Below are 11,589 nucleotides of genomic sequence, written 5' to 3' on the forward strand. Positions count from 1 at the left end.
TGCTTATGTTATTTCTTTAACTTAAGTGTTACAGGATTTTTTGTGTCCAAAATTTAGATTGTAAAGTGATAAAAAATGATTGAAGATACTTTTAGCAAAGAAGAATACGCAAGATATAGCAGACATTTTATTCTACCTGAAATTAATGTAGAGGGGCAGAAAAAAATGAAAAATGCCAAGGTGTTGGTAATAGGAGCAGGAGGGTTGGGTAGCCCGGTTTTATTGTATCTAGCCGCAGCAGGAATAGGTACTATTGGCATTGTAGATTTCGACTTAATTGATAAAGGTAACTTACAAAGACAAATTATTTATACAACAAATGATGTTGGAAAGCCAAAGGCTGTAGTTGCCAAAGAACGAATTTTAGCATTAAACCCGCACATTACAGTAAACCTTCATCAGGTTAGATTAGACTCTTCTAATGCATTAGATATTATATCTCAATATGATGTAGTAGTTGATGGAACTGATAATTTTCCAACAAGGTATTTGGTGAATGATGCTTGTGTATTGGCAGGAAAGCCAGATGTATTTGGTTCAATTTTTAGGTTCGAAGGTCAGGTTGCAGTATTTAATTATTTCGATGAGGTTTCTCAAAGTTTTACAGCTAACTATCGAGATATTTTTCCAGAACCACCAGCTCCGGGTGAGGTGCCTAATTGTGCAGAAGGTGGTGTACTTGGCGTACTTCCTGGAATAATCGGTTCAATGCAAACAAATGAGGTAATTAAAATAGTTTGTGGTATTGGTGATGTATTAGCAGGTAAACTATTATTATTAGACACACTCAGTTTTTTAACTCGAACAATCAAAATTAGAAAAAGTGATGATAATCCAATCTCTGGGCTTAATCCAACCATTACTGAACTAATAGATTATGAAGAATTTTGTGGTATCGCTACAGCGCAGATTCAGCAAAAAGAAGAAGTTAAAGAAATAGATGTATTTACCTTAGATGAACTTCTTAAAGACTCAGAAAAAACAGTTCAAGTAATTGATGTTAGAGAACCATACGAATATGAAATTTCTAATATAGGAGGTGAATTAATTCCGTTATCGAAGATAGATACTGCTATTGATAGAATTTCTAATGCAGATTATGTTGTGGTGCATTGTCGAACTGGAGTGAGAAGTACAAAAGCCATCAAAAAACTATTGCAAACATCATCATATGATAATTTGTACAATCTTAAGGGAGGAATTCTAAGTTGGATAGATGAAATTGATAATTCTCTTCCCAGATATTAATTTAAAAAATTAACCTTTTTCTGAAACTAACAAAAACCCTTTGTTTGTTACAAAGTCAGCTTTTACAAGCCAATAAAAAATTTGTATTTTGCTAATAAGTGTATTTGGTAAATTATTAAATCAAATTTGATAAAGTATCTATATACTTATATTTAATAATCTATTTTTTAAATCTTAAACTAAATAAACATGTCAATTAGACTAGGCGACACAGCGCCTGATTTTACAGCTAATACAACCATGGGAGAAATTAATTTTCACGAATGGTTAGGAGATAGCTGGGGTATATTATTTTCTCACCCTGCAGATTTTACTCCTGTTTGTACTACAGAATTAGGATCAGTAGCATCCTTAAAAGATGAATTCGACAAAAGAGATGTAAAGACTATCGCAGTTAGTGTAGATGGCCTTGAGTCTCATAATAAGTGGATTCCAGATATAAACGAAGTGAATAATGTAACTATGAACTATCCGATAATTGCGGATGAAGATAAACTTGTAGCTACATTGTACGATATGATTCACCCAAATGCTAGTGAAAAAGCAACTGTAAGGTCAGTATTTATTATTGGTCCTGATAAAAAAGTGAAGCTTACTATTACTTATCCTGCCTCAACAGGAAGAAACTTTGCTGAGATTTTAAGAGTAATAGATTCATTACAACTTACTGCTGAGCATAGTGTAGCGACTCCTGCTAACTGGAATGATGGTGAAGATTGTATTATTGTTCCTGCAGTAAAAGATGAGGATATTCCAAGTAAATTCCCTAAAGGACATAAAGTGGTAAAACCTTATTTAAGAACTACACCACAACCAAATAAATAAGATTGTTTGAATTGATCATTTAGGAAAAATATAAAAAAAGCCGTCTTAATTACTAAGACGGCTTTTTAATTTATTACTGGTTAAGCTTATTTAACCAGTAATTTTTTCACTTGGTGATAAGATTTAGTTTTTACTTCTACTATAAATAAGCCTTGAGAAAGATTATTTAAATTAAACTTCTTGTTAAAGCTTGTGTCAATAGTATTTTCAAAAATAACATTACCAGCAGTGCTATATATTTTTAAGAAACCAGTTTCTTGTTTTGGTGCTTGAATCTCTACGCTAAACTCTCCAGTAGAAGGGTTAGGATAAAGGTTAAATGCACTGAAAGCAAGAGCTTTGTCAATCGCAGTGATTACAGTTTGAGTTGTACTGTACTCAGAAGAAGCAGAACCATTTGTTGCTTTAATTCTGTAATAGTAAGTTGTTCCTGGAGAAGGTACAGTTCTTACAGTAGAAGTCTCAGTTGCTTCAAGTACAGCTATTTCCGTATAAGGTCCATCTTCACTTGTAGCTTCTTCAATTACATATCCATCAACGTTTTCAGTTACTGCATCCCAGCTAAGTGTAACTTTATCAGCATCGGTTGCAACAGCAGTGAAGTTTGCTGGTACAGCTGGTGTTACTGGTAAAGTAGAAACACTAATAATGTTACTGTAAACTGATTTAGTTACCGAATTGATACCTTTAACTCTATAGTAAACTGTAGTGTCAGCAGTAAGTCCTTCATGAGTATAAGAAGTTTCTGTAGAAGCGATTGTTGCTAATACTTCAAACTCATTTGTTGCTCCTGTAGCAGAACTTTCAACCACATATTCTTCAATCTCGTCTGCTCCAGCAGTCCAGCTAATAGAAATAGTAGATGCAGTACTATCAGTTGCAACTAGATCAGTTGGTTCACCTAAAGTAGATGCATCAGTGGTAGCACTTACAGTAGAAGAATATTCAGAGTCTCCAGTTTCATTTACAGCTTTAATTCTGTAATAGTAAGTTGTTGCTGGCTCAAGGTCTGTATCGCTATAAGTAGTAGCACTCGCATCAAGACTTGCAACTTCTGAGAAGTCTTCTTCTTCATTCATTAAAGCTCTTTCAAGTACTAATCCTGTAATATCTGATGCTGGTAAAGTCCAAGTAAGGTCAATTTGAGTTTCTGAGAAAGCAGTAGCTGCTAGAGAAGTTGGAGCATCTGGTACAGGTTCCATTGTAGTTTCACTTACAACATCACTATACTCTGAAGAGCTAATTGTGTTTACCGCTTTAACTCTGTAGTAATAAGTTGTACTAGCAGTAAGCTCTATATGAGAAACTGAAGTAACATCTGAACCAACAGAGTCAATTTGAGTAAAAGATGCATCTTCATTTACAGTTGCACTTTCAATTACGTAGCCAGTAACTGTACCATCTACAGCATCCCAAGTTAAATCTATTTGAACATCAGAAACAGCACTTGCTACTAATCCGGTTGGAGCTACAGGAATTTCTGGATCAGTTGTAGTACTTACAGTGTCACTATACTCAGAAACAAGATTTAAGTTAGAAGCATAAATTCTGTAATAGTAAGTAGTCTCTGGGTCTAAACCTGTGTGCTCGTAATCTGTAATAGTTTTATCAACAACATCTAGCTCCATAAAGTCATATGGATCATTACTTAGAGAGTACTCAATAGTATATTCACCTACATTGTATGCTAATGCATCCCAAGTAAGGCTAATAGATTCATCTGATGATGCAACTGCAGTAAGTCCAGTTGGAACATTTGGAGGAACATTTTCAATCATTTCTTCAAATGATACCGCCCAGTTATATAAATCATAATCTCCAAGAGTAGAAGCTTGAGTATCGCTATCTCTTAAATTACCTGTCGTTTTAGCATCACTCGCTGCATATAATATTTTAGCATTTGCCTCAATATTTCTATCTGTTGTAATAGTTACAGTATTACTTCCCTCTATTTGAACATCAGTGATTGTTAACTGACCTACTTCATCGTACAATTCAAAGCCGTAATCTCCTGCGTCAGCAATTGTTGTTACATCCAGTACTAATGGCTCAACAGCAACACTAAACTCAACCATTACTTTGTTTGCCTCTTTTGAGATGTTAAGTGGAGCAATTGGAGACCAGCTAGTTTTATCAAAAACTACTTTTTTATAAGCTTTTGCAAGATAGTGACCAATATGTTGTCTACCAGCTTCGCTTTCTGCTACAAAATAACTTGGCGAAGCAATGTAAAGATTAGTGCTTGCTTGGGCAGCTCTATATTGAGCAACAGCAACTTGTGGATCTGCAGACTGAATTAAGAATATAGGATATTCTACATCAGTAGTTGTTAGAGCAGTATTTAAGTCAGCATTTAAATCTGTAGCAAACTGAATTAGGGCTTCTTTATATGTTAAAGTATCAGTATCTGCATCAGCTGCACCTTGTAACAAGTTAACACCTCTAAACTGATAAGAAAGACTTTTATCATCAGCAAGAGCAGCACCGTTTGTAATTTGAGCTAAAAGTTTGTTGTAAGGGTCTGTACCTTTAGCTAAATCAGCAATAGTTGCACTTGTTAGCCCACTTACAGTACCCAAGAATTCATAACCTGTGTAGTCGTTATTAGCAGTTGTTACATTTGATATTAATGTATTCGTGTGGTATGCTTGAGAAATAGCAACGCCACCATTACCATTTGTAGGCATGTCTTCAAGTGCAGTACCGTCTTCTGCAGTTATATCAGCATCAAATATATAGTTGCTAGCAGTAAATTCTCCTGCAGGCGCAGCAGTTGTACCAAGTGCTAAATCATCACCAATAGTTGCCATGTGGTTTACAAAGTAGAAATCGTCTGGAATTAATGCTGTAATTGCATTTACAGTATCACTCCAAGCTCCTTCTTCTGGAGTTGCACCTGTTCTTAAAGCTCTTACTCTATAAGCATAAGTTGTATTAGCTTCAAGATCAGATTGACCATAGTATACAGAATACTTACCAGTGGTAGCTAAAGCCATATAGTTTGCACCATCATCAGTTGAATATTGTAACTCGTAGCTATCAGCTCCTGGAACAGGGTTCCATCCAATATCGATAGTAGATTTACCTCTAATAAGTGCGCTTAAATTTTGAGCTTGACCTGGAGTTTCAGGAGTAAATGAATCTGTATCTGCAATTTTTACAATTTCTACATAATCTACATATCCATAAGTGGCTGGGTCTTTCATTGAAATTTCTATAGAATGAATAGTGCCTGTAGCTAATTCCGTTGTAAAAACTTGATCTGATTCTACAACACCCCAGTATGAACCACCAAAGTTTGGACTTAATGAAGAAATACTAGATTCATTGTAAGTAAAATCAATAGCATTAGAATTCAAAGCTATGATATAATCAAAAGTTTCATCTATGTAAGATGCAGGGCTCAATTTTGTACCTGATCGGAATCTGATGTTGATCATGTATTCAGCATCTTCATCTACAGTGAAATCTATTTTTATTTTATCATTTGGATCAGGTAAACTAACCGCCTGATTTCCACTGGCTGCTTCTGAATAACCAATACTAATAGCTCGGTTGATATCGTCAAAAGTATTTGCAACATCTGATACTACTTCATAATATTCTTCAGCTTCATAAATTACTGATGAGACTACAGATTTTCCTGTGGGAATTTCAAGGCCTTTTGAATTATTTTTTATGTCATTGGCAAAGGTACTAGTATGGTTAAAAATCAGTAGTAATGCTATTACTACAGAAAACAGAAGATAATTACTTCTGTAATGCTGTTTATGGGGTTTAATAAGGGTAAAATGTTTGTTTTTCATAGATTGATGGTTATTTGTAAATATGATTGAATGTTTAGCTTGCTTTTATTATTCATAGTGAAATATATGTTTGAAATTAAAATAATTTCTTACTTGAAAGCTAATTTTTTTTTGTTTAAATACACTTTAATTGTTACATAATATGTGCCACTATTTTTTAATAAAAACTAATATTCACAAGCGAATATTAATATTTGTAATTTCCTCTTCTCAGAATTGTAGTTAATAATTGTTTATCTATTGAAATACAATGTCGAGAATTTAATCTCTAAAACATTTCTATTAAAATTTATAGAATCATTTCATGACCGATATGGTTATATTTGCGGTTAAAATATTCTATTTATCTTATGAAAAGAGTAGTAGTAGGACTTTCGGGTGGTGTAGATTCTAGTGTTGCTGCCTATTTGTTAAAAGAAGAAGGATATGAAGTAATCGGCCTGTTTATGAAGAACTGGCATGATGATTCTGTGACTATTAGTGACGAATGTCCTTGGTTAGAAGATAGTAATGATGCCCTTCTTGTAGCTCAGAAGCTTAATATTCCCTTTCAGACAGTAGATATGAGCAAGGAGTATAAAGAGCGAATAGTAGACTATATGTTTAAGGAATATGAAGAAGGAAGAACTCCAAATCCGGATGTTTTATGTAATAGAGAAATAAAGTTTGATGTCTTTTTAAAAACAGCTTTAAGCTTGGGTGCAGATTTTGTTGCCACTGGTCATTACTGTCGTAAAGAGACTGACCTAATTGAAGGTGACATAATTCATAAACTGATGGCTGGAAAAGATGGCAATAAAGATCAAAGCTATTTTTTGTGTCAACTAAATCAAGCTCAACTTGCAAAAGCCTTATTTCCAATAGGAAATCTTACAAAGTCTGAGGTGAGAGAAATTGCCAAAAGAGAAGGTTTTGTTACAGCTGATAAGAAAGATTCTCAAGGTTTATGTTTTGTAGGTAAAGTAAGGTTACCAGAATTCTTACAACAACAACTAAAACCTAAGAATGGAGACATTATAGAGATTAATAGAAATGAAACTGCTTTAGTAGCTCAGGTTTCTGATATTGATATAATAGATCAAAATTTTTCTGTTAATGAGCTTCGAAAATTATCTACCGCATTTCATTTTAATAAAGAAGACGGTAAAGTTGTAGGCGAACACCCTGGAGCACATTTTTTCACAATTGGGCAAAGAAAAGGGATGAATGTAGGTGGTACTCCGCTTCCTTTGTTTGTACTATCAACTGATGTTGATAATAATATTATTTATACAGGGCAAGGAGCAGATCATCCTGGTTTGTACAGGTATGGCTTATATATTAGAAAAGAAGATATTCATTGGGTAAGAGGTGATATTAAGATGGGTATGAACGATAGGAGAGAATACCTTGTGAGAATTCGATATAGGCAAGCTCTTGAAAAAGCCACTTTATTTATGGAAGAAGATGGAATGTATATCATTTTCGAAAATAAACAAAAAGGCATAACTCCCGGACAATTTGCAGCCTGGTATGATGGAGAAGAGTTGATTGGTTCTGGAATTATTGCACCATAAATTATTAGAAGGAAAGTTTTCTAAAGAAATCTGAAAACTTTCCTTTTCTTTGGCTGAGTTTTTTTCTTTCTAATTATTGTAATATACGCGTCATAAAGGTTAGATTGATTTCTATAGACTTTAGATGAAGTATCAGTAAGCTCATCTATAGAATCAAAACCTTCATCTTCAATTAAAGATCGTAATAGCTCATCTTCTAGATTAATTTCAGGTTCGGATTCTTCTTTTTTTGGGAATATACTTACCGGTAACATAATAAATATATACAGAATAAAAATGAGGTAAGGAATAATCGGAAGCTCTTTGCTTCCAAGGTTTGTTCCAAGAATATGATGGATTTGAAACATCCAAATGTATATATTTTCTGAGGGTGTGTTTATCATAAAAATAAGTTTGTATTGTCTAATTTGATAGATAATACAAACTTACTTGAGTTAACCGTAAGGGATTTACGGCTTGTGATTTTCACTAGAATAATTCTTAAATAAAGAATCTTTTTTTTGTTAAAACACACACGTTATTAGTTGTTTACGTTGTTTTAGATTCGGGAATATTTCAAACAAAAAAGCCACCGCTGAGAAACGGTAGCTTATGTATTACAAATTAGTTAATTAGAAATTTTGACAATACTGATAAGGTAGATCAATAGTAATTACATTACTAGTTTCTTCCACTTTAATATCATCTGTATAGAACACTCCTCCATATGATACACCAAAAGTATATGTTTCTCCAAGTTCTATTCTACCAGAAGTGGAAAGTTTACCTTTTCTCAAATATCCTAAATATCTCCACCATCTGTCAGTAGACTTTTTGTAGTAAACATAAGCAGAAGGTCTTACTTCTAAATCTGGGTTATTTGAACATACCCCTTTAAGGTCTACTTCTACTAATTGCGGTTGAGGTAGGTCTAAGGTAATGCTTCCCATATTACAAGAGCTGAATGTAGAACTTTCCGCGATTAACGAACCTCTGCTCCACCAGTAATATCCCTCATATACACGCATTTTCACCTGTGTGTTTTGTCTGATTCTGCTAAACCAGATATTTTCACCATTATATAATCTTCTCCATGTTCTGTTAATTACTCTGTTATTGCTAGCATCAACTAATTCTGTATAGTAATAATTAGAACCATATGTATATCTATCAATGTTAGAAGAAACGCTAGCTCTAGCCCAACAAGTAGTCGCAATATATCTTCTCCACCACCATGAACGCCATACCCAGTCCCAGTTCCAAGGTGATAGGTGAGGTAAAGCAAAAGTTGCTTTTAGTTTTCCATCAACATTTTCTACCACAGAAATTCCTTCATATTTCCAAGTATCTGTCTCACGCTCCATGCTAAATACAGGAATAGTATCACCTGCTGCTACATTAGCATATTCAGTATCAGGGTTTAGTGTGTTTTCATTAATTCCGATAGTAACATTAATCGGCTTAGAAAAACTTTTAACTTCCGTATTACCAGCAAACATGGTAATATCAACCAAACCAGCTGTAGTAAATTGAACTGGTTCTAGTTCTGTACCATCAGTATCAACTAGGTTGTTTGCTACAAATCCTCCAGGAAAAGCAAATAGAGACTCTTCTTCTTGATCGCTAAAGAAAGCAACACTTGCAGTTACACTAGTTGCTCCGGTAATAACTTGACCGTTTGCATCATACAAAACTGTTCCTTTTTCAATCTGAATCTCAGCAACTTCGTCTATTCCGTCAATGTTTGGTGTCACAAAGCTTTGCTCTTCACTCACTTCTCCGTTTGTTGAAACTCCAAAAGTAGTTTCTAAAACACCAACACCTTTTGGAGGATTTGATTTATTTAGTAAGCTAATTTCAAAGTTGTTATCTTCTTCTAAATCAGTGATAACGATAGACTTACTGCTTGTTAAATATCCCGGTGCTTTGGCGATAATAGAAAATTGAATAGGATCATCTTCTGTAGGTTCTAAACCTGGCATGATAGCTAATGTTACAAACCCCTCAGCAACTCCAAAATCTTTATTTCCTAATAAATCTATTACTTGATCTGCATCTTTACCTATTATTTCTATTGTAATATCATTTGGTGGGATAAGTGTTTCAACATTTGCATCAAAAAACTGAATGGCAAAATCTGCATCAACAATATCTTGTGTATCGATAATTACCTTTAACCCTTCTGTTGGATCATCACAAGAAAATGGAAGAATTAAAAGTAAACAAATTAGAATGCTCTTATTAATATTAGATAAATGTTTAATCATGTGTACTTTGTTTTCCGAAGTTAGATAGATGAAATGATTCTATATGAAATTTTAAGTGAAAGTTGAGGATACCAGCGATATCCATCTAGGTTTTGCTCTAAAACGACCTTATTTTCTGCTGAAGGAGCTAATAATTCAGTAGCGTTCATTTCTACACTAGGTTTTCCGAAATAATAAACACCTGCCTGAAAACCAACACTTAATTTCTTTTTTGGAACTGCTCTGCCAAAGCCAAAACCAGCATAAGGAGCTACACTGTTATAGATTATATCAACTCCAACTTCTCCAACATCTTCTGGTTGAAGCACTATATACTCTCCAATTTCATAAGGCTCTGTAATTACACCTACACCACTTAAAGTGCTGTTAAAGTTATAAGCGGAACCTACAGTTAACTTAAATGAACTTTTGTTAAATGGATACCAGTCTGCCATTAACTCGGCGGCAAGTAGGTCAACTTCTGTATGGATATCCATATTCTGCCCAGAAATATCCATGGTAATGTCCTGGCTCAAAGTAAAAAAGCTAGCCCCAGCTCTTACATCTAATTTTTGAGAGAAAGATTTAGCTACTTCTAAACCTAGGCCAAGCGTACCAGCTTTAATACCTACACCCCATCCAGGAATGTAATCTGAATTTAATGATTCTTCAGGTGCCTCAAAATATTTATCGGCAGTATTAGAATCATTATCCTGAGCTTTCAAATGGAAAAAGCTCAAACAAAATGCAAATAGTAATATTATCCTCATTTTAAACTTTTAAGGTTTAAGAAAATTAATGTTAGTGTGTATGATTTGGATTGAGTTTACTAGGAATTAGTATTACATAATGGAATTAGCATACTTGCTACTTCAAAAATAACAATATGCAGGCTTTGGAGAGGGATTGATTATTTAATAAATGCTAATACTATAATTTAAACTTGAACTAAAAGTCCAAATATGAGTTGGTTTAATCGCTTTTTTGCCTAATAATGGCTAAATACTATTTGCTGGAATTCTTTCGTGCCAAACGGCTTTCTGAGAATTTAGAGCTTTATTTACTTTTAAGTTAAAAGTTTCATTAAAGAAGTGCTTAAGCATTTTTTTTGGCGAGTAATAAGTTATGGTAACTATACTTTTAGAACCAATAAAGTATCGGTTGTTTTCTTTCGTAATTACTCCTTCATTTAAATAAAAACTCTGGTATTTTTTTTCTTTGGTAGCATACATTGAATCCCAGAACTGGGTAATATCAGTCTTCTCAAAATATTCATGAGCATTATCCATCACCAAATTATTTGAAATCTCTATCTGGTTACCATAAAACCGCTTCATCATTTTATTGGCAAAGTCAGCGATGTTATCAGGTGTATTTTCGTGGATGTTTGGATAAGCTCCTTTAAAAATTGCTTCAATTCCTCTTAATGATTTAGGATTAACAGTATCGGCAATAAAAACCAAATTCTTTAGAAACCAGAATGAACCAAAACAGTAACTTAAGAAGATATTTCCCATTTGATTGGCTAAGCCTTTTTGGGAGGCTTCTTTAGTTTGATAGGCAGTACCACCAAGAATAATTGGCGTAGGTTTTTTAAAAAATGGAGATGATGAATAATAGATTGTATGAGATTGAAATGATACGATTTTATTACCCAAAAAAGCAATTACAAACAAAGGATTATGCTTTAAAATATGAGTTTTATATAGATGGTCTAGTGGTAAACCTGGATCATAATAATGAATAATATTACTCATTTGCTCAATTTCTCGGGCATTAAGGTCATATCCCCATTTCAGTGATATATTTATCTTCTTAGTCATTGCAGATTGATTAGTCGCAGTATGGATTCAAATGTAGAATTTAATTGAAATAATAATATTAAATATTAGTTAAATACAATTAATAAAATCCATTTTTTTTGTTAAT

Annotated in this window: 8 protein-coding genes; 3 read left to right on the forward strand and 5 right to left on the reverse strand. The window is 33.6% G+C overall.

What is annotated here, in order from left to right; all coding sequences use genetic code 11:
• Window positions 1-75: 75 nt before the first annotated feature.
• Window positions 76-1,248: a molybdopterin-synthase adenylyltransferase MoeB gene (gene moeB, locus OQ292_RS14105; protein ID WP_284682780.1), complete on the forward strand. Its 1,173-nt coding sequence runs from the start codon at window positions 76-78 to the stop codon at window positions 1,246-1,248.
• 189 nt (window positions 1,249-1,437) lie between these two features.
• Window positions 1,438-2,073, forward strand: a complete 636-nt coding sequence (locus OQ292_RS14110) for a peroxiredoxin (protein ID WP_284682781.1) — start codon at window positions 1,438-1,440, stop codon at window positions 2,071-2,073.
• An 86-nt stretch (window positions 2,074-2,159) separates the two neighbouring features.
• On the opposite strand, the gene OQ292_RS14115 is transcribed toward OQ292_RS14110, so the two are convergent.
• Window positions 2,160-5,879, reverse strand: coding sequence for a fibronectin type III domain-containing protein (locus tag OQ292_RS14115; protein WP_284682782.1), 3,720 nt, complete (start codon window positions 5,877-5,879; stop codon window positions 2,160-2,162).
• A 350-nt stretch (window positions 5,880-6,229) separates the two neighbouring features.
• On the opposite strand from OQ292_RS14115, the gene mnmA reads away from it, so the two are divergent.
• Window positions 6,230-7,435, forward strand: coding sequence for a tRNA 2-thiouridine(34) synthase MnmA (gene mnmA / locus OQ292_RS14120; protein ID WP_284682783.1), 1,206 nt, complete (start codon window positions 6,230-6,232; stop codon window positions 7,433-7,435).
• Window positions 7,436-7,455: 20 nt separating this feature from the next.
• Here the strand turns inward: mnmA and OQ292_RS14125 are convergent, their stop codons facing one another.
• The 4 genes from OQ292_RS14125 to OQ292_RS14140 form a co-directional block, all read right to left on the reverse strand.
• Entirely contained in the window at window positions 7,456-7,818 is a 363-nt protein-coding gene (locus OQ292_RS14125) for a hypothetical protein (RefSeq protein WP_284682784.1), read from the reverse strand.
• Between the two features lie 228 nt (window positions 7,819-8,046).
• The gene (locus OQ292_RS14130; protein ID WP_284682785.1) at window positions 8,047-9,681 is read right to left on the reverse strand and encodes a hypothetical protein; all 1,635 of its coding nucleotides are present in this window, start codon (window positions 9,679-9,681) and stop codon (window positions 8,047-8,049) included.
• A gap of 20 nt (window positions 9,682-9,701) precedes the next feature.
• A complete protein-coding gene (locus OQ292_RS14135) occupies window positions 9,702-10,430 on the reverse strand; it encodes a hypothetical protein (protein WP_284682786.1) in 729 nt (242 codons plus the stop codon).
• 228 nt (window positions 10,431-10,658) lie between these two features.
• Window positions 10,659-11,483, reverse strand: coding sequence for a hypothetical protein (locus tag OQ292_RS14140; RefSeq protein WP_284682787.1), 825 nt, complete (start codon window positions 11,481-11,483; stop codon window positions 10,659-10,661).
• Window positions 11,484-11,589: the final 106 nt, after the last annotated feature.

This window comes from Chondrinema litorale (assembly GCF_026250525.1).
Classification (GTDB): Bacteria; Bacteroidota; Bacteroidia; order Cytophagales; family Flammeovirgaceae; genus Chondrinema; species Chondrinema litorale.